The sequence below is a fragment of the Pikeienuella piscinae genome (assembly GCF_011044155.1).
Classification (GTDB): domain Bacteria; phylum Pseudomonadota; class Alphaproteobacteria; order Rhodobacterales; family Rhodobacteraceae; genus Pikeienuella; species Pikeienuella piscinae.
On sequence record NZ_CP049056.1, the window covers coordinates 61,370 to 83,669 of the forward strand.

General features: G+C 65.3%; 20 protein-coding genes. 15 read left to right on the forward strand and 5 right to left on the reverse strand.

Annotation, left to right across the window (positions count from 1 at the left end):
- Positions 1 to 159 precede the first annotated feature (159 nt).
- The 12 genes from G5B40_RS00310 to G5B40_RS00365 all read left to right on the forward strand — a co-directional run bounded on the left by G5B40_RS00310 (position 160) and on the right by G5B40_RS00365 (position 11,237).
- Positions 160 to 648: a pyridoxamine 5'-phosphate oxidase family protein gene (locus tag G5B40_RS00310; RefSeq protein WP_165093620.1), complete on the forward strand. Its 489-nt coding sequence runs from the start codon at positions 160 to 162 to the stop codon at positions 646 to 648.
- Between the two features lie 83 nt (positions 649 to 731).
- Positions 732 to 1,439 carry a 3-oxoacid CoA-transferase subunit A gene (locus tag G5B40_RS00315; RefSeq protein ID WP_165093622.1) on the forward strand — a complete coding sequence of 236 codons (708 nt, stop codon included), beginning with the start codon at positions 732 to 734 and terminating at the stop codon, positions 1,437 to 1,439.
- Positions 1,436 to 2,125, forward strand: coding sequence for a 3-oxoacid CoA-transferase subunit B (locus G5B40_RS00320; RefSeq protein WP_165093624.1), 690 nt, complete (start codon positions 1,436 to 1,438; stop codon positions 2,123 to 2,125). The genes G5B40_RS00315 and G5B40_RS00320 overlap by 4 nt, the downstream gene beginning before the upstream one ends.
- Positions 2,126 to 2,410: 285 nt before the next feature.
- On the forward strand, positions 2,411 to 3,718 hold the full coding sequence (ugpB, locus tag G5B40_RS00325) for a sn-glycerol-3-phosphate ABC transporter substrate-binding protein UgpB (RefSeq protein ID WP_165093626.1): 1,308 nt from the start codon (positions 2,411 to 2,413) through the stop codon (positions 3,716 to 3,718).
- Between the two features lie 187 nt (positions 3,719 to 3,905).
- Positions 3,906 to 4,787 (forward strand): sn-glycerol-3-phosphate ABC transporter permease UgpA, encoded by an 882-nt coding sequence (ugpA, locus tag G5B40_RS00330; RefSeq protein WP_165093628.1) that lies wholly within the window; start codon positions 3,906 to 3,908, stop codon positions 4,785 to 4,787.
- Positions 4,788 to 4,800: 13 nt separating this feature from the next.
- The gene (gene ugpE, locus G5B40_RS00335) at positions 4,801 to 5,649 is read left to right on the forward strand and encodes a sn-glycerol-3-phosphate ABC transporter permease UgpE (protein WP_165093630.1); all 849 of its coding nucleotides are present in this window, start codon (positions 4,801 to 4,803) and stop codon (positions 5,647 to 5,649) included.
- Positions 5,650 to 6,660, forward strand: coding sequence for an ABC transporter ATP-binding protein (locus G5B40_RS00340; protein ID WP_165093632.1), 1,011 nt, complete (start codon positions 5,650 to 5,652; stop codon positions 6,658 to 6,660).
- Between the two features lie 120 nt (positions 6,661 to 6,780).
- Positions 6,781 to 7,845, forward strand: coding sequence for an ABC transporter substrate-binding protein (locus G5B40_RS00345; RefSeq protein WP_211907383.1), 1,065 nt, complete (start codon positions 6,781 to 6,783; stop codon positions 7,843 to 7,845).
- A 57-nt stretch (positions 7,846 to 7,902) separates the two neighbouring features.
- Positions 7,903 to 8,817: an ABC transporter permease gene (locus tag G5B40_RS00350; RefSeq protein ID WP_211907384.1), complete on the forward strand. Its 915-nt coding sequence runs from the start codon at positions 7,903 to 7,905 to the stop codon at positions 8,815 to 8,817.
- Positions 8,814 to 9,644 carry an ABC transporter permease gene (locus G5B40_RS00355; protein WP_211907385.1) on the forward strand — a complete coding sequence of 277 codons (831 nt, stop codon included), beginning with the start codon at positions 8,814 to 8,816 and terminating at the stop codon, positions 9,642 to 9,644. Before G5B40_RS00350 ends, G5B40_RS00355 begins: the two co-directional genes overlap by 4 nt.
- On the forward strand, positions 9,641 to 10,714 hold the full coding sequence (locus G5B40_RS00360; RefSeq protein WP_165093638.1) for an ABC transporter ATP-binding protein: 1,074 nt from the start codon (positions 9,641 to 9,643) through the stop codon (positions 10,712 to 10,714). The genes G5B40_RS00355 and G5B40_RS00360 overlap by 4 nt, the downstream gene beginning before the upstream one ends.
- A gap of 82 nt (positions 10,715 to 10,796) precedes the next feature.
- On the forward strand, positions 10,797 to 11,237 hold the full coding sequence (locus G5B40_RS00365; protein WP_165093640.1) for a universal stress protein: 441 nt from the start codon (positions 10,797 to 10,799) through the stop codon (positions 11,235 to 11,237).
- Here the strand turns inward: G5B40_RS00365 and G5B40_RS00370 are convergent.
- Positions 11,234 to 12,058: an alpha/beta hydrolase gene (locus G5B40_RS00370; RefSeq protein WP_165093642.1), complete on the reverse strand. Its 825-nt coding sequence runs from the start codon at positions 12,056 to 12,058 to the stop codon at positions 11,234 to 11,236. The two genes, G5B40_RS00365 and G5B40_RS00370, sit on opposite strands and share 4 nt — an antisense overlap.
- An 86-nt stretch (positions 12,059 to 12,144) precedes the next feature.
- Here G5B40_RS00370 and G5B40_RS00375 point away from each other — a divergent pair, with 86 nt between their 5' ends.
- The gene (locus G5B40_RS00375) at positions 12,145 to 13,194 is read left to right on the forward strand and encodes an FkbM family methyltransferase (protein ID WP_165093644.1); all 1,050 of its coding nucleotides are present in this window, start codon (positions 12,145 to 12,147) and stop codon (positions 13,192 to 13,194) included.
- Positions 13,195 to 13,197: 3 nt separating this feature from the next.
- On the opposite strand, the gene trpE is transcribed toward G5B40_RS00375, so the two are convergent.
- The 3 genes from trpE to G5B40_RS00390 form a co-directional block, all read right to left on the reverse strand.
- Entirely contained in the window at positions 13,198 to 14,706 is a 1,509-nt protein-coding gene (trpE, locus tag G5B40_RS00380) for an anthranilate synthase component I (RefSeq protein WP_165093646.1), read from the reverse strand.
- 5 nt (positions 14,707 to 14,711) lie between these two features.
- The gene (locus G5B40_RS00385; RefSeq protein WP_165093648.1) at positions 14,712 to 16,592 is read right to left on the reverse strand and encodes a peptidylprolyl isomerase; all 1,881 of its coding nucleotides are present in this window, start codon (positions 16,590 to 16,592) and stop codon (positions 14,712 to 14,714) included.
- A gap of 70 nt (positions 16,593 to 16,662) precedes the next feature.
- The gene (locus tag G5B40_RS00390; protein WP_165093650.1) at positions 16,663 to 17,847 is read right to left on the reverse strand and encodes an aminotransferase; all 1,185 of its coding nucleotides are present in this window, start codon (positions 17,845 to 17,847) and stop codon (positions 16,663 to 16,665) included.
- Positions 17,848 to 17,928: 81 nt separating this feature from the next.
- Here G5B40_RS00390 and G5B40_RS00395 point away from each other — a divergent pair, with 81 nt between their 5' ends.
- Complete coding sequence (locus G5B40_RS00395; protein WP_165093652.1) at positions 17,929 to 19,758, forward strand: ABC-F family ATP-binding cassette domain-containing protein; 1,830 nt, start codon at positions 17,929 to 17,931, stop codon at positions 19,756 to 19,758.
- 204 nt (positions 19,759 to 19,962) lie between these two features.
- Positions 19,963 to 21,531, forward strand: a complete 1,569-nt coding sequence (locus G5B40_RS00400) for a DUF1254 domain-containing protein (protein WP_165093654.1) — start codon at positions 19,963 to 19,965, stop codon at positions 21,529 to 21,531.
- 132 nt (positions 21,532 to 21,663) lie between these two features.
- Here the strand turns inward: G5B40_RS00400 and G5B40_RS00405 are convergent, their stop codons facing one another.
- On the reverse strand, positions 21,664 to 22,278 hold the full coding sequence (locus G5B40_RS00405; RefSeq protein WP_165093656.1) for a class I SAM-dependent DNA methyltransferase: 615 nt from the start codon (positions 22,276 to 22,278) through the stop codon (positions 21,664 to 21,666).
- Between the last annotated feature and the right edge of the window lie 22 nt (positions 22,279 to 22,300).

The window sequence follows — 22,300 nt, forward strand, 5'->3', positions numbered from 1 at the left end:
TCGCGATAGCGGCCGGCGTAGAAACGCGCCGGCCGCTTCCACCGCCGACCGGCCGGGTCGCGGCGCTTTGACGGGAGCGGCCTGAAATCGGAGCGATGGCGGAACGAAAGACGCGATCGCCCCGTTCTCGTCCTGTGCAACGTTTCAAGGAGGCCGCTCATGTCCCTCGGCGAGAATGTCGGAAAAATCTGGAAACTGATGAGAGACCATCCGACCTGCATGATGGTCTCTCGCGATGAGAACGGCGTGATGCGCGCACGGCCGATGCACGCCATCGTCGAGGAGGGCGCGAGCGAGCTCTGGTTCTACACGCGTCTCTCCAGCGGCAAGAGCGATGAGATCGGTTCGGACGGAGAGGTGTGCCTGTGCTTCGCCAGCATCAGCGAGACCGAGTTCGTCTCGATCAGCGGGATGGCGACACTCGTCACCGACCAGGCGCGGATCGCGAAGAACTGGAACACCTTCGTCGACGCCTGGTTTCCGGAAGGCCCGGAAGGCGGAGACGCCGCCATGATTCGGGTAGAGCCGGATCATGGCGAATACTGGGACGGGGATTCGAGCGCGATCCTCGCCGCGCTGAAGATGACCCTTGCGTCCCACAGGGACGAAACGCCGGACCTGGGCGAGAACATGAAAGTCACATTCTGAACAGGCCGTCGCCGGCGGCGTCTTGAGCGCCGTGAGTCGATCTGGCGCTTTTCATTCGCGGCGGTCTCGCTAAAGTCCGCGCTATGACAAAGCCTGTAATGGATGCGGCTGAAGCGGTCGCCCCGATCTTCGACGGCGCGACCGTCATGATTTCGGGATTTGGCGGCTCCGGCGCGCCGATCGAACTTGTTCACGCGCTGATCGACCAAGGCGCGAAGGGCCTCACCGTGGTCAACAACAATGCTGGCACGGGTATGGTCGGTCTCGCGGCGCTGATCCGCGAGGGGCGTGTCGACAAGGTGATATGCTCCTATCCGCGCACCTCCGACGCGCGCGCCTTCACCGAGCGCTATCTCGCCGGCGAGATAGCGCTGGAACTGGTCCCTCAGGGCGTGCTGGCGGAGCGTATCCGCGCGGCGGGGGCGGGAATGCCGGCCTTTTACACCCGGACGGCGGCAGGGACCGAACTGGCCGAAGGCAAGGAGCAGCGCGAGATCGACGGCGTGCTCTATGTGATGGAGCGCTGGCTGAAAGCCGATTTCGCGCTGGTGAAGGCGGATTGCGCCGATCTTGCGGGCAATCTCACCTATCGGCTGTCGGCGCGGAATTTCGCGCCGATCATGTGCATGGCGGCCGACACCGCCATAGTCCAGGCGCGTGAGATCGTGCCGATGGGCGGCGTCGACCCAGCTGTCGTCGTGACGCCGGGAATATTCGTCGACCGGCTGGTCAAGGTGGCTGCGCCGGCGCAGGAGGAGTTGCTGGTGAACGCGGGGGCGAGCTATCCATGAACGTGACGACCGACCCCGCTCGCCTCAGCCGCGCCCAGATCGCCTGGCGCGCGGCGCAGGACATTCCCGACGGAGCCTATGTCAATCTCGGCATCGGCATGCCGGTCGCCTGCGCCAATCATCTGCCGGAGGGGCGGGAAGTGATCTTCCAGTCCGAGAACGGCATCCTCGGGGTTGGTCCGGCGCCTTTGAGCGGCGAGGAGGATTACGACCTCATCAACGCCTCGAAACAGCCGGTCACCCTCTTGCCCGGGGCCGCGATCGTCCATCATGCCGACAGCTTCGCGATGATCACCGGTGGGCATATCGACATCGCCGTGCTCGGCGCGTTCGAGGTCGCCTCGAACGGCGATCTCGCGAACTGGTCGACCGGGAAGGGCGGCGTGCCGGGAGTCGGCGGAGCGATGGACCTCGCCGCCGGGGCGAAGGCGGTCTGGGCGCTGACCACGCATGCGTCGAAGAGCGGCGCGCCGAAGCTGGTGGACCGGCTCAAGCTGCCGCTGACCGGGGCCGGTGTGGTGAAGCGAGTCTACACCGATCTCGCGGTGATCGAGCTGGATGCGGAGGGATTTCTGCTTCGGGAGATGGTTCCGGGGCTCGATATCGAGACGCTCCGCGGGCTCACCGGCGCGCCGCTGAGGACAATCGGCGAGCCGCACCCGCTGGAGGCGCCGGGCGGCCTCTGAGCGCTGTGCAAGAGGCGCCGAGATGGATGGGCTTTGACCGTATTCATGATTTCGGTCGCAAATGCATTGAAATTGAATGTAGCACCAAGGTTCGCGTGTGCGGCGCGCCGGTTTCGCCGCCGGAGTCCGCGCCCGCCGTCGGGGCGTTGCGCGGCACGAATTTGTGTGCTGCAAAACTGACATCAATTCGTTACGCTTGCGCCAAGGACGGTGCGTAGAACCACGCAATCCGGTCGGCGGCGTGATCGCCGGCTGGCTTTCTCACGGGATTACAAGGGAGCACCCATGAAACATCTGCTGATTGGCGCCGTCTCGGCCCTCTCCATCGCCGGCGCCGCGCAGGCCGCGCCGAAGGAGATCAACTTCTGGCACGCCATGGGCGGGCAGCTTGGCGAGATCACCGACAAGTTCGCTGCTGACTTCAACGCCAGCCAGTCGGAGTATCAGATCAACGCGATCTACAAGGGCGATTACACCGAGACGATGACCTCTGCGATCGCCGCCTTTCGCGCCAAGGAGCAGCCTCATATCGTGCAGGTCTTCGAGGTTGGCACCGCCACGATGATCGCGGCTGAGGGCAAGGGCGCAGTCTATCCGGTCTACAAGCTGATGGCGGACGCCGGGGTCGAATTCAATCAGGACGATTACCTGCCCGCCGTGGTGTCTTACTACACCGACACCGACAACCGTTTGCTCTCGCTGCCGTTCAACTCCTCCACGCCGGTGATGTGGTACAACAAGACCAAGTTCGAAGAGCTTGGAATCCCGGTGCCGACGACTTGGGACGAGGTTGAGGAAGCGGCGAAGAAAGCCAAGGCCGCCGGCGTCGAGGCGCCGCTTTCCTTCGGATGGCAGTCCTGGACCCAGATCGAGACCTATTCGGCCTGGCACGACATCCCGATGGGCACCGCGGAGAACGGCTTCGGTGGGCTCGACACCGAGTTCACCTTCAACAATGACGCGGTGGTGAACCATATCCAGCGCATCGCCGACATGGGCAAGGAAGGCCTGTTCAAATATGGCGGCCGGCGGGGCGATAGCCGCGGCATGTTCGTGAACGGCGAAACGATCATGTGGATCAACTCCTCCGCGTATTATGGCGGGTTCAAGAAGGACATCACCGACTGGGAATTCGGCCAGGCGATGCTGCCGCTCGACACCGCGGTAGCTGAGAAACCGCAGAATTCGATCATTGGCGGCGCAACGCTCTGGGTGCTCTCCGGCCACGACCAGGGCGACTACAAGGGCGTCGCGGAGTTCTTCAAGTTCGTTTCCGCGCCCGAGCAGCAGGCCTATTGGCACCAGGCGACCGGCTATGTGCCGATCACGACGGCGGCCTATGTCCAGAGCCAGGAAGAGGGTTTCTATGACGAGAACCCCGGCACCGATACGGCGATCAAGCAGCTTTCGCTGAATACGCCGACGGCGAACTCCAAGGGCGTGCGCTTCGGCAATTTCGTCCAGATCCGCGACGTCATCAACGAGGAGCTGGAGGCGGTCTGGTCCGGCCAGAAGGACGCGAAGCAGGCGATGGACGACGCGGTTTCGCGCGGAAACGATCTGCTGCGGAAATTCCAGTCCGCGAATGAGTGAGTGCGGGGCGGGGCGGTGTCTTTGAGCGCCGTCCTGCCGCCGATGATGATCCCGGCCCCGAGCCGGGATCCTGGCGAGTTTTGCGATGCGGCGCGAGGTCCCGGCGCGAGGCCGGAACCTTGACGGGTTCCGCGGATCGGGTTCCGGGGCCGGGCCGGCGGAAGATGAGAACGAGACAAGACTTCGCATGATCAAGCGTGTCACCTTTCGTCATCGCTGGCTGCCTTACCTTCTGGTGGCGCCGCAGATCGCGATCACGCTGGTCTTCTTCATCTGGCCGGCCTATCGGGCGCTCGAATCCTCCTTCTTCATCGAGGACGCATTTGGCTTCAGCCGCAAATGGGTCGCGCTGAAGAACTACACCGCTCTCTTCTCGGACCCGATCTATCTGGACTCCTTCCGGATCACGCTGATTTTCGGCTTTGCCGTCACGGCGCTCTCCATGTCGATCTCGCTCGGGCTTGCGGTCGCCGCGAACCGGGTGCTGCGGAGCGCGCTCGCCTACCGGACCTCGCTGATCTGGCCATATGCGGTGGCGCCGGCGGTGGCGGGCGTTCTCTGGTATTTCCTGATGAACCCCTCGCTCGGCATCGTCGCCTATTGGTTGAAGGGGATCGGCTATGAGTGGAACCACTACGTCAATGGCGACCAGGCGCTGGTGATGGTGATCGTCGCCGCGGCCTGGAAGCAGATCAGCTATAATTTTCTCTTCTTTCTCGCCGGCTTGCAGTCGATTCCGAAATCACTGATCGAAGCGGCGGCGATCGACCGTGCGGGACCGGTGCGGCGGTTCTGGAGCATCGTCTTTCCGCTGCTTTCGCCGACGACGTTCTTTCTTCTGGTCGTCAATCTCGTCTACGCCTTCTTCGACACGTTCTCACTGATCCACGCGACGACGAATGGCGGGCCGGCGAACGCCACTTCGATCCTCGTCTACAAGGTCTACAACACCGGCTTCGTAGGGCAGGACTATGGCGGCTCCGCCGCGCAGTCGGTGGTGCTGATGGCGATCGTGGCGGTGATGACGGTGATCCAGTTCCGTTACATCGAGCGGCGGGTGCAATACTGATGCGAAGCGCGCAATGATCGAGAATCGCCCATACATGAAGATCCTCACGCACGTCGTGCTGATCCTCGGCGTGTTCTTCCTGTGCTTCCCGGTCTGGATGGCGCTTGTCGCCTCGACGCACGGGCCAGACGCGTTGTCGCGCTCGCCGATCCCGCTCTGGTTCGGCGATCAGGGATGGGAGAATTACGCGCAGCTTCTCTCCGGCGGCGTTCCCGAAGCCGGGGGCGTGCCGGTCCTCGGCATGATGCTGAACAGTCTGATCATGGCGCTCTCCATCACCATCGGGAAGATCGCGGTCTCCATCATCGCCGCCTACGCCATCGTCTATTTCCGCTTTCCGTTCCGCATGGGCTTTTTCTGGCTGATCTTCATAACGCTGATGCTGCCGGTGGAGGTGCGCATCCTGCCGACATTCGACGTGATCGTCCGGCTCGACATGCTGAACTCCTACGCCGGGCTGTCGATTCCGCTGATCGCGTCGGCGACCGCGACATTCCTTTTCCGACAGTTCTTCATGACAGTGCCGGACGAGTTGGTGGAGGCGGCGCGGATCGACCGCGCCGGGCCGATCCGGTTCTTCATCGACATATTGATACCGCTTTCGCGCACCAATATCGCCGCGCTCTTCATCATCCTCTTCATCTTCGGATGGAACCAGTATCTCTGGCCGCTGATAGTCACGACGGACGAGGCGTATTACACCATCGTCATGGGCATTCAGCGGATGACCAATTCCGGCGAGGCGCTGCCGGTCTGGCATTACATTATGGGGACGGCCGTGCTGGCGATGATCCCGCCGGTGTTCGTGGTTCTCGCGATGCAGAAGCTCTTCGTGAAGGGCCTTGTCGAGCAGGAGAAATAGATGGCCGGGCTTTCACTGAGCGGCGTTCAGAAGATCTATCCGGGCGGCGTGACCGCGGTTCACGGCGCCGATATCGAGATCGAGGATGGCGAGTTCATCGTCCTCGTCGGCCCTTCCGGCTGCGGCAAGTCGACGATTCTCCGCATGGTGGCGGGGCTGGAGGCGACCAGCGCCGGCGAAGTCCGGATCGACGGCGAGGTGGTGAACGGCAAGGAGCCGGGCGAACGCGACATCGCCATGGTCTTTCAGAATTACGCGCTCTACCCGCATATGTCGGTCCGGCAGAACATGGCCTACGGGCTTAAGAACGTCGGCATGAAGAAGGCCGAGATCGCGGCGCGGATCGCCGATGCGTCGAGGACGCTCCAGCTCGACGAGTATCTGGACAGGAAGCCCCGGCAGCTTTCCGGCGGGCAGCGCCAGCGCGTCGCCATGGGCCGGGCGCTGGTGCGGGAGCCGAAGGCGTTCCTGCTGGACGAGCCGCTCTCCAATCTCGACGCCAAGCTTCGCGGCCACATGCGCGCGGAGCTGAAGGAATTGCACCAACGGCTTGGCGCGACATTCATTTATGTCACGCACGATCAGGTGGAGGCGATGAGCCTCGCGGACAGGATCGTGGTGATGAACGCCGGGCGGATCGAGCAGATCGGCCGCCCGCGCGAGATCTACGACGACCCGGCGACCCGCTTCGTCGCGGAGTTCATCGGCTCGCCGCAGATGAATTTCCTGCCAGGCGCGCTATTGGGCGAGAAGGCCGCCTTCCTGGGGATCAGGCCGGAGGCGCTCCTGGTCGGCGAGGGGGGCGGCGAAATTTCGCTCACCGGCAGGGTGCGGCTGGTCGAGGACCTGGGCGCGGATCGCTTCGTCCACGTCGCGCTGACTGGGGGCGATGTCGTGGCGGTCGCCCGCGCGCCAGGCGGCCTTGTCGCCGAGCCCGGGACGGAGGTGACGCTGAACGCCGACCGCGCCGCGATCGCCCGGTTCGATGCGGAAGGGTATAGGGTCGACTGATCCGGCGGCCTGCGCGCCGGCGCTCGCGACGCCTGCAAAAACCCCTTGATCGCGCTTCGCGGATGCGTTGAGACTGACGCCATAAACAAGCGAAGCATGAAGCGACGCAGGGAGACAGAGATGATTCGCAGACCGATCAGCCGCCGTGCTGCGCTCATGGGCATGGGCGCCGTTGGGCTCAGCTTCACCCTGCCGAAACAGGGCTTCGCGGCCTCCGGCAAGGTCAACTTCTACAACTGGGACACCTATATCGGTGAGACCACGCTTGACGATTTCACGGCCGCCACCGGCATTGAGGTGCAATATGACCTCTTCGCCGACAATGACGAGCTGTTCGCCAAGCTGAAGAACGGCAATCCCGGTTACGACCTGATCGTGCCGACCAATGATTACGTCGAGCGGATGATCGTCGCGGACATGCTGGTTCCGCTCGACCATGCGCTGATCCCGAATATCGCGAATATCGGCGAGGGATTCCGCGACCCCGCCTTCGATCCGGGCCGGAAATATTCGATGCCTTACATGTGGGGTTCGATCGGCATCGGTTACCGGAAATCGGCGGTCGACAGCCCGCCGGACAGCTGGGCCGATCTCTACACCTCGGACAAATACGCCGGCCGGCTCTCGATGCTCGCTGACGGGCAGCATGTGTTCGGCATGGCGCTGAAGCTGATGGGCGAGTCGCTCAACGACTGGTCGCCGGAAAACCTCAAGGCGGCGGAAGAGATGGTGATCGCGCAGAAGGACAGGATCACCGCCTTCGCGCCGGATAACGGCCAGGACCTGCTGCTCGCCGGCGAGGTCGATCTCGCGATGGAATGGAACGGCGACATTCTTCAGGTGATGGATGAGGACGACGACATCGGCTACGTGATCCCGAAGGAGGGCGGCATGATCTGGGAGGATACGCTCTGCATTCCGACCGGCGGGCCGAACCCGGAGGGCGCGCATGCGCTGATCAATTTCCTGCTCGACGCCGAGGTGGGAAAGGATATCGCGGAGTTCATCTATTTCGCCACGCCGAACGCCGCCGCGCGGGCGCTGACCGAAGAATCCTATCGCGACAATCCGGCGATCTTCCCGCCGGAGGACGCCGTCGCGAACTCGGAAACCGCTGTCTATCCCGGTCAGGACGCGGTGCAGCGGATCGACGAGGCCTGGACTCGGGTCAAGGCCGCAGGCTGAGGCGCGGTCCCGTCCAGACGTCATGCCGACGCGGCCGGGGCGCTTTAAGGGGAGATGATGGAAAGCTGGCGCCGCACCCTGCCTGCGTTTGCGGCCTTCGCCGGTCCGACGACGCTCTGGCTGCTGGTCTTCTTCCTCGTCCCGCTCGGCATCATCTGGGTCTACTCCTTCGGCGAGAACATCTCGCTGACGGAGATCCGCACGACCTGGACGCTTTCCAACTATGAAAGGATCTTCGAACCGGAGATCGTGACGCTCTTCTGGCGCACGCTCCGGCTCGCCGGGGCGGCCACGATCATCTGCCTGATCGTCGGCTATCCGGTGGCGTTGGTGATCGCGACGGCGGAGCAGAAATGGAAGCCGTGGCTGCTGCTGATCATCATGCTGCCGTTCTGGACCAATCTTCTGATCCGGACCTATGCGCTCCTGAACATTCTGGGCGCGCGCGGCCGCGTGAACGGGGTTCTGGAATGGTTCTGGACCCAGGGCGACGCGCTCGCCGGCCTGCTGGGCATGGCGGGGCTCTTCGGCGAGCGGTTCACGCCCGTGGCCTTTCTCGGCACCGAATCCGGCGTGGTCATCGGACTGGTCTATGTCCACCTGCCATTCGCGATCCTGCCGCTCTATTCCGCGCTGGAGCGGCTCGACCGGTCCTATCTCGAAGCGTCGATGGATCTGGGCGCCGGGCAGGTCAGGACGTTCTTCCTGATCCTCGTGCCGCTGACCTCCGCCGGGCTGATCACCGCCGCGATCATCACCTTCATTCCGGCGCTCGGCTCCTTCCTCACGCCCGATCTACTCGGGCGCGGGCAGGTGGACATGATCGCGAACGTGATCGAGCGGCAGTTCAAGAAGGCGAACGACTGGCCCTTCGGTTCGGCGCTGTCGCTCTTCCTGCTCTACGTCACCTTCATCATTCTCGCGATCCGGGCGCTCATCGACATGCAGGCCGCGAAAGGGAGGCGGGCGTGAGCGCGGGGCCGTTCCAATATGCGCGCAAGACCTCGATGCGGGTGATGTTCGCGCTGACATTCGTCTTTCTCTACACGCCGATCATCGTTCTGGTCATCTTCTCGTTCAACAATTCGCGCCGCGGCGGCAATGTCATCTGGCGCGGCTTTACCACGGATTATTACGCCAAGGCATTCGCCAATGAATCGCTCGTCGAGGCCTTCGTCAATTCGATCGCCATCGCGGTCATCTCGACAATCTTCGCGGTGGCGCTCGGGGCGATGACGGCGGTGCTGCTCTGGCGCTGGCGGTTTCCGCTGAAGCCGGTCTATGAGGGGCTGGTGGCGCTGCCGATCGTGATTCCGGAAATCTGCATGGGCGTCAGCCTCGCGGTGTTCTTCTCGGCCTCCGGCCTCACCGTCCCGCCGGAGGCGCCCTGGCCGCTCAATCTCGGCAATATCATCGCGGCGCATATCACCTTCTCCTTTCCTTTCGCGGCGATGGTGATCCGGACGCGCTTGCAGAGCTTCAGCCCGGAGATGGCCGAGGCGGCGCGCGATCTCGGCGCTTCGGAATATCAGGTGTTCCGCGACATCCTGATCCCGCACATGGTTCCGGGGCTGATCGCCGGGGCGCTGCTGGCCTTCACGCTTAGCCTCGACGATTTCGTCATCACCTTCTTCACCTCCGGGCCGAACACCGTGACCTTCCCGGTCAAGGTCTATTCGATGGTCCGCTTCTCGGTGACGCCTGAGATCAACGCCGCCTCGACGGTGCTGATCCTGATGACGCTCTGCCTGACCTTCATCGCGATTCGCCTGCAAAAGCCGACGGAGATGACGCCATGAGCGCGCCCATCGTCTCGATCCGCGCCGTCTCCAAGCATTTCGGCGGCTTCGTCGCGGTCGACAATGTCGAACTCGACATCGCGGAGGGCGAGTTTTTCGCCCTTCTCGGCCCGTCTGGTTGCGGCAAGACCACGCTCCTGCGCATGGTTTCCGGCTTCGAGACGCCGAGCGAGGGGCAGGTCCTGATCGGCGGCGCCGACATGACGCATGTGCCGCCGAACCGAAGGCCGGTAAACATGGTGTTCCAGTCATACGCGGTGTTCCCGCACATGACGGTCGCGAAAAATGTCGCCTATGGGCTGAAGGTGGACGGGGTGAAAGCGTCCGAGATCGGCCCGCGCGTGAAGGAGGCGCTGGCGCTGGTGCGACTGGCGGAGTTTTCAGAGCGCAAGCCCGATCAGCTTTCGGGCGGGCAGCGCCAAAGGGTGGCTTTGGCCCGGGCTCTGGTGAAGAAGCCGCGGGTTCTGCTGCTCGACGAGCCGCTCTCCGCGCTCGACGCGAAGCTTCGCGACGCGATGCGGCTTGAACTGGTGAAACTGCAGAAATCCATCGGCGTCAGCTTCATCATGGTCACCCACGATCAGGACGAGGCGATGGCCGTCGCCGACCGGATCGCGGTGTTGCATAACGGCCGGATCAGGCAGATCGCGTCGCCGGAGGCGCTCTACCAGCGTCCGGCCGACGCCTTCGTCGCAGATTTCATCGGCAAGGCGAATTTCTTCGAGGCGACCGCGGTCAGCCGCGACGGCGCCGGCGCGATGGTGGAGACGGCGGAACTGCCGCCGCTGAGTTTCGCCGCGGCGCCGCCGGGGGATCTGCGCCTCGCTATCCGGCCGGAAAAGATCCGCCTTGGGCCCGACGCCGCCGGCGAGGTGCGGATCGAGGCGCGGCTCGGCGATGTGGCGTTTCAGGGCGACAGCTCGAATGTCGAATTGTTGCTGCCTTCGGGGCGCGCGCTGCTCGCCGCGGCGCACGGGCGGAGCGCGGAGGAGGTCGGTGCGATGGAGGAGGGCGCGCGCATCGCCCTCGCGTGGGATGCGTCCGACATGCTGGTGCTGACAAAGGTCTGAACCGGCGGGCGATGAGCGCCCCGCCGGTGGTGAATGAAGAGGCGGGAACTCCCGCTTGAACGAGACGCAAAAGGAGGCCGAAATGTTTAGCAAGATCGTTGTCGCCTATGACGGCTCGGACCATGCGAAACGGGCGGTTCGCGCCGCCTGTGACGTCGCACGACGCTATGAGGCGAAGCTCTGGCTCAGCCATACGCCGGAAGGCGGGGCGACGCCGATCGCGGTCGATCCGTTCATCGGCGCGATCGGCGCGCCGTTGCCGGCGGAAGAGATCGCAGCCGCCGCGAAACTCGCGATTGAGGAGGCGGAAGAGATCGTGAAGGCGGAAGGGTGCGTTCTGGAAGGGGCGCGCACCGGCTCCATCTCCCCCGCCGACGATGTCGCCGCGCTGTCCGAGGAGGTCGGCGCCGATCTCATCGTTCTCGGACGGCGCGGGCGCGGCGCCTTCGCGGGGCTGCTCTTCGGCTCGGTGACGCAGGAGGTCTCGCGCACCTTGCCGATCGCGGTGCTGACGGTGCTCTAGGCGAGAAGCTCGGCGACGAGATCGCTTTCAGGGTCGGCGAGATCGTCGATCACGTCGAAATGATGCTTGCCAGGCATTTCATGCGCCGCCGTCGCCGCGCCGAGGCCGGCCCATATGTTCGCGAGAAGCGCCGACTGGCGACGGAACTCCGGTCGTTCATTGCCGCCGACCCAGGTCAGGAGTCGTGCGCCGGGCGCGGGTGTGCGCAGCGCCGGGCTGGCCGCCGCCGCTTCCTCCGCGTCCAGCCGGAGATCGTCGTTTATCGCGGTTCGGATCAGCGGGCGAAGATCGTGGACGCCGGCGATCGAGACCACGCGCGCGATCCGCGCCGACACCGCCGCGGGCAACGGCTGGTCGGCGCAGATCATCCGCGCCGCGAGATGCCCGCCGGCGGAATGGCCGGTCAGGCGCACCGGGCCTTCGACCTTCCCGGCGGCGGCGGCGATGGCGGCGGCGATCTCGACGGCGATTTCCGCGATCTTCGCGTCCGGAGCCAGCGTGTAGCTGGGCATGGCGACAGCCCAGTCGCGCGCGAGCGGGCCGGCGGCGAGATGCGACCAGAGGGATTTGTCGAAGGCGCGCCAATAGCCGCCATGAATGAACACCACGAGCCCGCGCGCCGCGCCGACGGGCCTGAAGAGATCGAATCGCTGACGCGGCGCGCTCCCATAGGCGATGTCGGTCTCCGCCCTGGCGCCGTGGTCCGCGCGAAACGCCGCCGCCAGCCGCTGCCAGCGCGGCGGATAATCGGCCGCGCCTTCGATATGCGCGCCGTTCGCATAGGCGTCGTCCCAGTTTTCGATCCGCGTCTCCACGATCATCGTCCATCTCCATCGCCATCGTTGTTCGGCCAAGCTATGCATGAAAAAAGTTCGGAAGTCGCCGCTAGAGACGCTGGGAACGGGCAATGACACGCATAGTTTCGCGCATTACGGATTTCTTTTCGCATCGTTCTTCGGATGCGTCGCCGAAGGAGGAGCCAAGTGAGATCGCGCTGAAAGGGCGCCCGCCGCCGGCGGTCGCCGTCGACAATCTGTCAGCGCTTCTGGCGCGGCCCCGGCTCGCGCCCGACTGGCGGCCGCTTGCGGTCTCGGTCCATGATCGGCGCTATCGCGAAATGCGCCGCGCGCACCACTACTTCGGCGAGGTGGTGGCGGAGGTGACCGGCGCGCCGCCGGTGCGGATGCTCTGTCACGACGACGATATCGTCGCGTATGTCTATTTCTTCTTCGGACAGGATTCCTATGAGCCGCTCAGCCTTCGGCTCTTCGCCGGCTTCGCCGAGGATGGCGGCGCCGTGCTGGATATCGGGGCCTATACCGGCCTTTTCGGGCTCGTCGCGGCGGCGACCAACCCGGCCGCGACGGTGACCGGGTTCGAGCCCTTTTCGCATGTCGCCGCCCGCGCCCGGCTGAACATCGCACTGAACGGCCTCTCCAACCTGAAGCTGGAGGGAAAGGCGATCTCGGACCGGAGCGGGAGCGCTGCACTGACGCTTTATGGCGGCTCTTCCGCCACGACCGGGGCGTCGCTGGCGAAGAAGGCCCGTTCGGATATCGGCGTGCTTGAGGTGGAGGTCACGCAGGTCGACGATGTCGCGTCGGACCTCCCGGCGCCGGTTCGGCTGATGAAGATCGACACCGAGGGCGACGAGCCGGCGGCGATGAAGGGCGCGGCGGAGACGCTGGCGAGTGCGGGGCCGGTGGTTCTTTCCGAAGTGTTGAGCGACGACGCCGTCCGGGCGCAATGCGCGCAGATGTTCGCGCATGGCTACCGGGCGTGGTTCATCAGCGAGCGCGCGCGACGTCTGATTCCGGTCGATGAGAATTTCTCGCTCGATGGTCGGGGCTACGGCAACCTGATCTTCCTGCGCGGGGCGGAGGACGCGGCGCGCGCGGAGGCGCTGACGGCGGAGTTTCGCGAACTCGATTTTGTCGCACCCGCCGCCGGCCGTTGACGCTCAGCGGTTGCCGCTTCTCGCGAAGCGCGCGGCCTCCTCGGCGGCGCGCATCACCGCGCGGGCCTTGTGGATGGTTTCCTGACGCTCCATCTCCGGGTCGGAATCCCAGACCACGCCGCCGCCGGCCTGAACGTAGAGCGCGCCGTCCTTGATGACGGCGGTGCGAAGCGCGATGCACATGTCCATCTCGTCGGCGCAGGAGATATGCCCGACGCCGCCCGCATAGGGGCCGCGCTTCTCCAGCTCCAGCTCGTCGATGATCTCCATCGCCCGGATCTTCGGCGCCCCCGAGACCGTGCCTGCGGGAAGGCCTGCGAGAAGGGCGGAGAGAGCGTCATGCTCAGGCGAAAGCTCCCCCTCAACGTTCGAGACGATGTGCATGACGTGGGAATAGCGCTCGACATTGAATTCGGAGGTCGGCGCGACCGTGCCGATCTTCGCGACGCGGCCGACATCGTTGCGCCCGAGGTCGAGCAGCATCAGGTGTTCGGCCAACTCCTTCGGATCGGCCATCAGCTCGGCTTCGAGGGCGCGGTCCTCGGCTTCGGTCGCGCCGCGCGGCCTAGTTCCGGCGATCGGACGAATGGTGACGACGCCGCCCCGCACCTTCACCAGCACCTCGGGCGAGGCGCCGGCGAGCTGGAAGCCGCCGAAATTGAAAAAGAACATGTAAGGTGAAGGGTTGGTCCGCCGCAGCGCCCGGTAGAAGGAGAAGGGCGGCAACGGAAAGTCCATCCGCCAGCGCTGCGAGAGGACGACCTGAAAGATGTCGCCAGCCTCGATATAGTCTTTTCCTTTCGCGACCATCGCCAGATAGTCTTCGATCGGCGTGTTGGAGACCGGCGCGCCGACCTCGCCATCCTCGCCGAGATCGCGCTCCGCCGGGATCTGCCGATCGAGCGCGGCGACGGCGTCTGAAAGCCGCTCGGCGGCCTGCGCGTAGGCGGCGCGGGGTGGCAGACCGTCCTTTGTCCAGACCGGCGCGATCAGCGTCACCACGTCCTTCACCGCGTCCATCACCGCGACCACGGTCGGGCGCATCATCAGGCTGTCGGGCAGGCCGAGCGGGTCCGGGTTCGCCGCGGGCAACCGCTCCGCCAGGCGGACCATGTCGTAGCCGAAAAAGCCGAAAAGCCCGGCGGCGATGGGGGGCAGTTCCGTCGGCAGGTCGATCCGGCTCTCGGCCTGAAAGGCGCGAAGGCTGTCGAGGGGCGGCAGGGACTCAGGCTCGAACGCATCCGGATCGTAGCGGGCGGCGCGGTTGATCGCGGCCTTGTCGCCGATGCAACGCCAGATCACGTCGGGCTTCATTCCCATCGCGGAATAACGGCCCTTCACCTCGCCGCCGGTGACGCTTTCGAGAAGGAAGGAGTTCTCCGCTGCGCCGGTCAGCTTCAGCATCAGCGAGACGGGCGTGTCGAGATCGGCGGCGAGCTGGGTCCATAGAACCTGATTCTCGCCGCGCGCATGGGTGGCGGCGAAGTCGTCGAATCCGGGTCGGATCTCCATCGCTGTCAGTGGCCCGAGATCTGGGTGACCATCGAATCGATGACCTGCTGGTTGACCGAGACGCCGATCTCCCTCTGTTTCGCGGTGAGATAGAGGCCGAGCGCGTCCGCTGTGGCCATCTGGTCCATCTGTTGCTTCAATGAATCGCGCATCGCGCCGTTCTGGGCGTTGTCCTCGCCCGCGGCGATTTCGGCGACGGCGCCGATGACGACGGTATCGCCCATCGACGCGAACGCCGCGCCGCCGAGCGGCAGAGCGAACAGCTCTTCGACGAGCGCGGCGGGTGTCGCGCTCCAACCGGCCGCCCGCGTGTTCGGGCCCTCATTCGTCAACTCTACGCCAAGTTCGGTCGCGATCGCTTCAATCGTTTCGCCTGCATCGATGCGGTCGACGATCGCCTCGGCGCGGGCTTTCAGCGCCTCGCCTGTCTCCACCCGCCGCCAACTCGCCACGACATCGTCGCGGATTTCGTCGAGCGGGCGCAGCGCCGCCGGCGTGATCGCCTCGATCTGAAGCACGAAATAGGAGCCTGCCTCGGTCTCAACCATGTCGCGCTCCTCTCCTTCGGCGGCGGCGAAGAGTTCGGTCAGGAACTCCGGCGATGCGGCGAACCCGAACGCGCCGTCGCCGTTCGCGGCGACGCCGGTTGCGTGGCCGAGCGGCAGATTCATCTCCGTCGCGATTTCCGCCAGCGTGGCGCCGCCGGCGCGGCGATCCTCGACCTCTCCGGCCACTTCCGGCGCGCGGTCGAGCGCGTGCTCATAACGCAATTCGGCCACAAGGTCGGGTCTGGCTTCCTCGAAGGTGGTTTTGGCCGCCGGCGTGATCTCCGAGACATCGATCAGCGCGAAGCCGAACCCGGTGTCGACCGGCCCGGCGATTCCGGGCGATTCGAGTGCGAAAGCGGCTTCCCCGGTCGCCGGGGCGAGTTCATCCTCAGTGACTGCGCCGAGCGCGGTGTCGGCGCGGCTCTCGCCCCGCTTCGCGAGCAACTCGTCGAAGGTCGTCTCGCCGGAAGCGACGCGCGCCACGGCGGCGTCGGCGTCCGCCTTCGTGTCGTAGATGATCTGGTGCAGCGTGCGCCGCTCCGGCTGTTCATAATCGCCGGCGTGGCGCGCATAGGCGTCGCGGAGCGCATCCTCATCCGGCTCGAACCCTTCGCCGAGCGCTTCGAGCGAGAGATTGAGATAGATCGCGTCCCGCCGTTCGGGCGTGGTGAACTCATCCGCGTGCTCGGCGTGATAGGTCTGGAGCGTCTCCTCATCGGGCGCGCCGATCTCACCGGCGAAACTTGCGTCGAGCGTGATCAGGTCGAAACGCCGCGTTTCGGTCTGGAACGCGTAGATCGTCTCGACGGCGCCCTCCGGCGCGGTGACGCCGCTGGTGAGCGCGAGAATAAGCTGGCGCCGGGCGATGGTGCGGCGCGCGATGTCTTCATAGCTCTCGACCGTGAAGCCGTTCTGGGCGAGCGCGTAGCGGTACGCCTCCTGATCGAAGGCGCCGTTCGCGCCCTTGAAGCTGGGGTCGGAGGTGATCACCTCGCTCACCGCGCTGTCGGGCGCGGAGACGCCAAGCTCGTTCATCGCCTCATCGAACGTCGCTTCCTGCGCCAGCCTGCCGAGAACCTGTTGCGGCAGGCCGAGCGCGCGGGTCGTTTCCGCGTCGAGCGGCTGCCCGAAACGCTGGGAAGCGGCGCGGACTTCACGGTTCAGGGCGTTCGCGTAGCGCTCGGCCGGGATTTTCTGCTCGCCCACGGTGGCGACGGAGGAGCCGATGCCGAAATTGAACACATCGCCGATACCCCAGATCGCGAAGCTGACGACAAGAAGCCCGAACAGCACTTTCGCAACCCAGGTCTTAATGCCGCGGCGCAGAAGATTCAGCATCGTATATCCCTGTCTATGGCGAAGCCGCGCGGACCATATGCGCGGGCGGGGCGGGGTTCAAGCGAAGGGGTCAGGGCGCGAACATACGCAGCCGCCGCGCTGTCTCGCGGATGCCGTCCCGGTCGACATTGGCGAAGGCGAGGCGCAGCGTGCGGCCCGCCGCCGCGTCTCCGGGCGGCGCGAACATCGTTCCTGGCAGCGCGAGCAGCGATTGCCGCGTAACCAGTTCTTTTGCGACATCCTCCGCCGCCATCTCGAAAGGATGCGCGACCCAGGCGAAATAGGCCCCGGCGCCGAGAAGCCGCCAGGCGCCGACGCCGTGTGCGAACTCCGCCTCCAGCACCTGGCGGCGGGCGAGGAACTCGGCGGCTTGCGCGGCGACGAACGCCGACTGGGTGCGGAGCCCTTCGAGCGCGGCGATCTGGCCGATCCGACTCGGGCAGATCGTCACCGTGTCGAGGAACTTCTCGATCTGCCCCTGGCGCGCCGGGCCGGCGACGAGCGCCCCGACGCGGTGGCCCGTCAGTCGGTAGGCTTTCGAAAAGCTGTAGAGCTGGATCAGCGTGTCGCGCCAGCCGTGGTGCTGGAAAAGCCGGTGCGGCGGGCCCTCCGGGCCGAGATAATCGCGATAGGTTTCATCGACCACGAGCGCGAGCCCGGCCTCGGCCGCGAGGTCAAAGAACGCATCGAGCAATGCCGGCGGATATTCCGCCCCGGTCGGGTTGTTCGGGGTGACGAGAGCGATGGCGCGGGTCCGGGGCGTGATCAGCGCTCGGGCCGCCGCCGGGTCCGGCAGGCAGTCCTCGCCGACCGACAGCGGAACGGCTTTCGCGCCGATCATGTCGAGCCACATCTTGTGATTGAAATACCACGGGTTTGGCAGGATCACTTCGTCGCCCGCGCCTGCGAGCGAAAGGATCGCGGCGGCGAAACCTTCGTTGCAGCCCGAGGTGACCGCGACTTCGGCGGCGTCGACCGGAGCGGCGTAGAGCGCAGACCAGCGGCTCGCGATTTCGGCGCGGAGCGCGTCGTCCCCCGGAACCGGCCCGTAAAGATGCGCCGCGCCCTCGGAAAGCGCGGCCCGCGCCATGGCTTCGCGGAGCGCGAGCGGCGGCGGGCCGAGCGGCGCCGCCTGCGAGAGGTTGATCAGCGGACGGTCGTCGGGAAAGGTGCGGCCGCGCAACCACCCCTGCGCCGTCATGATCGGCGAGGCGGCGGCGCCGGCGAGGGCGGGGTTGAACGGCGCGGCGGGCATCCAGCGCTTATTGCGCCCGGCGGACAGGCGCGCAAGGGGGCGGGCGTTGACCTGCCGCGCGCCTGCGGATAGGCGGCGGCCATGGCCCGCCCTCCGCTTCTCACGCTAGATGACGTTTCGCTCGACCTCGGCGGCGCGCCGCTCTTTTCCGGTCTGTCGCTTTCCGTCAGCGCGGGTGAGCGGTTTTGCCTTGTCGGGCGTAACGGTGCGGGAAAATCGACGCTGCTGAAGCTGATCGCCGGCATGATCGAGCCGGATTCCGGAACCCGCTTCGCCCAGCCCGGCGCGCGCATCGCCTATCTTCCCCAGGAGCCGGATTTCACCGGTTTCGCGACTTTAGGCGACTACGCCGCCGCCGATCTGGAGGATCACGAGCGCTACAAGGCGGAAATGGCGATGGAGGGGCTTCAGGTCATGGCCGAGGCGGCGCCCGGCGCGGCCTCTGGCGGCGAGCGGCGGCGCGCGGCGCTGGCGCGGTGCCTCGCGGGGGCGCCGGATCTCATGTTGCTTGACGAGCCGACCAACCATCTCGACATCAACGCCATCGAATGGCTGGAGACGGAACTGGCCGGAAGCGAAGCCGGCTTCATCCTGATCAGCCATGACCGGCGATTTCTCACGAAGCTCAGTCGCGCGACGATCTGGCTCGACCGCGGCGAATGCCGACAGATCAGCCGCGGCTTCGACGGCTTCGAGGACTGGCGCGACAAGCTGCTGGAGGAGGAGCGGGCCGAGCGCCACAAGCTCGACCGGCTCATCAAGGCGGAGGCCCGCTGGGCGGTCGAGGGTATCTCCGCGCGCCGGACGCGTAACATGGGGCGGGTGCGCCGCCTCGGCGAGTTGCGCGCCGCCCGCGCCGGGCAGATCGCGGAGACCGGGCGGGCGGCGATGGCGCTTTCCTCGGGCGCCGCCTCCGGCAAGCTGGTGATCGAGGCGAAGGGAATCGCCAAGCGTTATGGCGAGCGGGTCATCCTGTCGCCGTTCTCGACGAGGATCGCGCGCGGCGATCGGGTGGCGCTGATCGGCCCGAACGGCGCCGGCAAGACGACGCTGCTCAACATGCTGACCGGAACATTGGCGCCGGATGAGGGAACGGTGCGGCTCGGCTCCAATCTGGAGATCGCGCGGTTCGACCAGAACCGCGATGCGCTCGATCCGAAAAAATCGCTCTGGGAGACATTGACCGATGACAAGGTGCGCGGTCCGAAGGCGCGCTCCGACCAGATCATCGTGCGCGGGCGTCCGCAGCACGTGGTCGGGTATCTGAAGAGCTTCCTCTTTGATGAGAGCCAGGCGCGGGGACCGGTTTCGGCCCTCTCAGGGGGTGAGCGGGCGCGGCTCTTGCTGGCGAAGATCATGGCCCGGGAATCCAATCTCCTGGTGCTGGACGAGCCGACCAACGACCTCGACATCGAGACGCTGGATCTGTTGCAAGAGCTGCTCGCGGATTATGACGGCACTGCGCTGATCGTCAGCCACGACCGGGATTTCATCGACAGGGTGGCGACTTCGGTGATCGCCGTGGAAGGGAACGGAAGCGCCGTCGAATACGCTGGCGGGTGGTCCGATTCCCGGGCGCAACGCAGCGCCTCCGGGCTTGAGAGGGAGGCTCGGCCGAGAGCGAAGGCGGGGGCGACGCCTTCGCCCGCGCGGCCGACGCCGAGCGCGCCGAAATTCGGGTTCAGGGAATCCCATCGCCTCGCGACGCTGCCGGGGGAGATGGAGCGGCTTGCGGCGGAGATCGCGAAGCTGGAGGCTTTCCTTTCCGACCCGGCCCTTTACGTCAGCGAGCCGAAGAAATTTGCGAAGGCGAGCGAAGCGCTGACGGAGCGCCAGGCGGCGCTCGGCGCGGCCGAAGAGGAGTGGCTGGAACTGGAAGAAATGCGCGAGGCGGCGGAAGGTCGGCGGTAAAGCGTCCGGCGAGCGACCTTCCGGCGGCGTTCCGCCTCTAGCGAAGGATTGACGAGCGTGCGATGGTTCATGTTCTCGACTTCACCATGATCGGGTAATTTATCGATCTGCTTCAAGCCAAGTGTCGCTCTCTGATCGCCATTCGCGATTCCGGAATATCGGTTGCCGGCCGTTTCGAAGGGGGCGCGAAAGGAAACTCGAAGAATGACTATCCACAGAATATCGCTCGCCCTCGTCGCCGCCGCGGTCATCGGCGGCGGGCTTTCCGCAGCAGCCGCCGAGAAAACGCCCGGCTACAACCACAAGATTCCGGACAGCATCATGACCCCGGACAGCGTGGAGACCCGGCTCGGGACGCTCACCTATTTCGACGGGATGCCCGACAAAAAAACCGTCGATCTGCTTTATGACAATCTCGACATCATGCGCGGTGCGGAAACCTTCCTGAACGGGATTCCCGCCACGTCGATCGAGGGGCTGCGGCGCGGCCTTCTCGACGTGGGCGCCGACGCCTCCCACAAGATCGTCATCATGGACAAGCTGATGGATTCGGCCCCGCTGTTCCTGACCGGGAATACCGACACGGTCTACGCGATCGCCATGCTGGACCTGCAAAAGGACGGTGCGACGGTGGTGGAGGTTCCGAAGGGATCGGGCCCCGGCACGGTGGACGACGCCTATTTCCGTTTCGTGATCGATATGGGCGCGCCGGGGCCGGACAGGGGGCAGGGCGGCAAATACCTGATCCTGTCACCGGACTACCAGGGTGATCTCGACCCGCCGGAGGGCGGCATGAAGGCGGAGGTCGACGGTGAGACCTATTTCGTCGCCAGGTCGCCGAGCTATGTGAACCTGTTGATCCTGCGCGGGTTTCTCGTCGATGGAAAACCCGACGCCGCGACGAAGATGTTCGAGGAGGGGATCAGGGTCTATCCGCTTTCAAAAAAGAACGATCAACCCAAGATGGAGTTCATCAGCGGCTCCGGGAAACCGTTCAACACCATCCACGCCAACAATTTCGAGTTCTACAAGGAACTGCACACCGTCGTGGAGCGTGAACCGATCGGCCTCTTCGATCCGGTAACGCGCGGCGTCTTCGCGTCCATCGGCATCGAGAAGGGGAAGCCTTTCGCCCCGGACGACAGGATGAAGAAGCTGCTGACCGAAGCGGTGGCGATCGGAAACGGAATGGCGCGGGCGATGGTGTTCCGCTCACGCCTCGACGGCGTCGCCCTTTATCCGGACAGCGCATGGGGTTCGGCTTTCGTCGGCGGGAATTATCAGTGGCTGAAGGATGCCGGAAAGGGCGGACGCTATCTCGACGCGCGCACGCGGTTTTTCTACCAGGCGACGGTGAACACGCCGGCCATGGTGGCGGAGATGGTCGGCAAGGGCTCGCAATACGCCGTCGCCACCTTTGACAAGGACGGGAATTATCTCGACGGGGCCAAGACCTACCACCTGCACATTCCCGCGGACGCGCCCGCCAAGGATTTCTGGTCCGTCGTTATCTACGACCCGCAGACGCGGTCCGAATTGCAGACCGCGCAACCGTTCCCGAGCAAGAACAACAAGCGCGACAAGCTCGTCAGCAATGATGACGGCTCGGTTGATCTCTATTTCGGACCGAAGGCCCCTGAGGGCAAAGACGCAAACTGGATCCAGACGGTGCCCGGCAAGGGCTGGTATCCAATTCTTCGGCTCTACGGCCCGCTCAAGCCATGGTTCGACAAGACCTGGCGGCCAAGCGAGGTGGAGCTCGTCGCGCAGTAGGCGACGTTCGTCGCGCTGACCCGCGCGGCCCGAAAGGAAATGAGGCGGAGGGCGTTCACGCCCTCCGCCTCATTGATTGGCGAAAACCACCAGTGGGGCGGTCTCGCGCACAGGCTGACATTCAGGCGGGACTCAGGGCTTTCGCAGCACGATCACATCGGCGCCGAGGGCGCGCGCGCGAATGTGTTCGCCATGTTCGCGGCTGACGAGTTCCGCGTCGCCCCGGTCGAGTTGCGCCTTCACCGCCGCGTCATGCGCGCCGTCCGCGAGGGCGACGTCGTTGAGCGAAAAACAGAAATGGCCGCCCTTCGGCAGAAAGCCGAGGACCTGTCCGATCGCCTCCGGCGGCGCGAGCCCCGGACTGAGGACGCCGGCCGCGACCACGGCGGCGTATGCGCCTGATGCGGCGGAAAGCGGCAGATCGGGTTCGATCTGGCGCAGAACGCGGTAAGCGTCGCGCCCTTCCGCGCGACGAAGCATTTCGGAAGAGGGGTCCCAGCCATCGATGATCGAGAATCCTTCGGCGCGAAGCGCGACGCCGGAAAGGCCGGTGCCGCACCCGAGATCGAGCACCGGCAGATTGCGCTCCGGCATAGCGGCCGCGAGCGCGCGCGCGCAGCGGCGCGGCGTCACGTAGCCGTTCTCGGCTAGCTCTTCATCGTATGTTTCGGCCCAAGCGTCGTAAAACTTCTCGGCCGCTTCACCCGCGCCGTGGCTGTAAGCGTCGTCAAGAAACTTCTTGACCATTGCATCCCCCGAACGCCCCCGC

What these genes read in the sequence shown, in the direction of transcription:
- G5B40_RS00340 (WP_165093632.1), top strand. Translation starts at nt 5,650, where the DNA reads ATGGCCGGGCTTTCACTGAGCGGCGTTCAGAAGATCTATCCGGGCGGC.
- G5B40_RS00390 (WP_165093650.1), bottom strand. Translation starts at nt 17,847, where the DNA reads ATGCCCGCCGCGCCGTTCAACCCCGCCCTCGCCGGCGCCGCCGCCTCG.
- G5B40_RS00320 (WP_165093624.1), top strand. Translation starts at nt 1,436, where the DNA reads ATGAACGTGACGACCGACCCCGCTCGCCTCAGCCGCGCCCAGATCGCC.
- G5B40_RS00365 (WP_165093640.1), top strand. Translation starts at nt 10,797, where the DNA reads ATGTTTAGCAAGATCGTTGTCGCCTATGACGGCTCGGACCATGCGAAA.
- G5B40_RS00405 (WP_165093656.1), bottom strand. Translation starts at nt 22,278, where the DNA reads ATGGTCAAGAAGTTTCTTGACGACGCTTACAGCCACGGCGCGGGTGAA.
- G5B40_RS00370 (WP_165093642.1), bottom strand. Translation starts at nt 12,058, where the DNA reads ATGATCGTGGAGACGCGGATCGAAAACTGGGACGACGCCTATGCGAAC.
- ugpB (WP_165093626.1), top strand. Translation starts at nt 2,411, where the DNA reads ATGAAACATCTGCTGATTGGCGCCGTCTCGGCCCTCTCCATCGCCGGC.
- G5B40_RS00385 (WP_165093648.1), bottom strand. Translation starts at nt 16,592, where the DNA reads ATGCTGAATCTTCTGCGCCGCGGCATTAAGACCTGGGTTGCGAAAGTG.
- G5B40_RS00400 (WP_165093654.1), top strand. Translation starts at nt 19,963, where the DNA reads ATGACTATCCACAGAATATCGCTCGCCCTCGTCGCCGCCGCGGTCATC.
- G5B40_RS00375 (WP_165093644.1), top strand. Translation starts at nt 12,145, where the DNA reads ATGACACGCATAGTTTCGCGCATTACGGATTTCTTTTCGCATCGTTCT.
- ugpE (WP_165093630.1), top strand. Translation starts at nt 4,801, where the DNA reads ATGATCGAGAATCGCCCATACATGAAGATCCTCACGCACGTCGTGCTG.
- G5B40_RS00345 (WP_211907383.1), top strand. Translation starts at nt 6,781, where the DNA reads ATGATTCGCAGACCGATCAGCCGCCGTGCTGCGCTCATGGGCATGGGC.
- G5B40_RS00360 (WP_165093638.1), top strand. Translation starts at nt 9,641, where the DNA reads ATGAGCGCGCCCATCGTCTCGATCCGCGCCGTCTCCAAGCATTTCGGC.
- G5B40_RS00395 (WP_165093652.1), top strand. Translation starts at nt 17,929, where the DNA reads ATGGCCCGCCCTCCGCTTCTCACGCTAGATGACGTTTCGCTCGACCTC.
- G5B40_RS00315 (WP_165093622.1), top strand. Translation starts at nt 732, where the DNA reads ATGACAAAGCCTGTAATGGATGCGGCTGAAGCGGTCGCCCCGATCTTC.
- G5B40_RS00310 (WP_165093620.1), top strand. Translation starts at nt 160, where the DNA reads ATGTCCCTCGGCGAGAATGTCGGAAAAATCTGGAAACTGATGAGAGAC.
- trpE (WP_165093646.1), bottom strand. Translation starts at nt 14,706, where the DNA reads ATGGAGATCCGACCCGGATTCGACGACTTCGCCGCCACCCATGCGCGC.
- G5B40_RS00350 (WP_211907384.1), top strand. Translation starts at nt 7,903, where the DNA reads ATGGAAAGCTGGCGCCGCACCCTGCCTGCGTTTGCGGCCTTCGCCGGT.
- ugpA (WP_165093628.1), top strand. Translation starts at nt 3,906, where the DNA reads ATGATCAAGCGTGTCACCTTTCGTCATCGCTGGCTGCCTTACCTTCTG.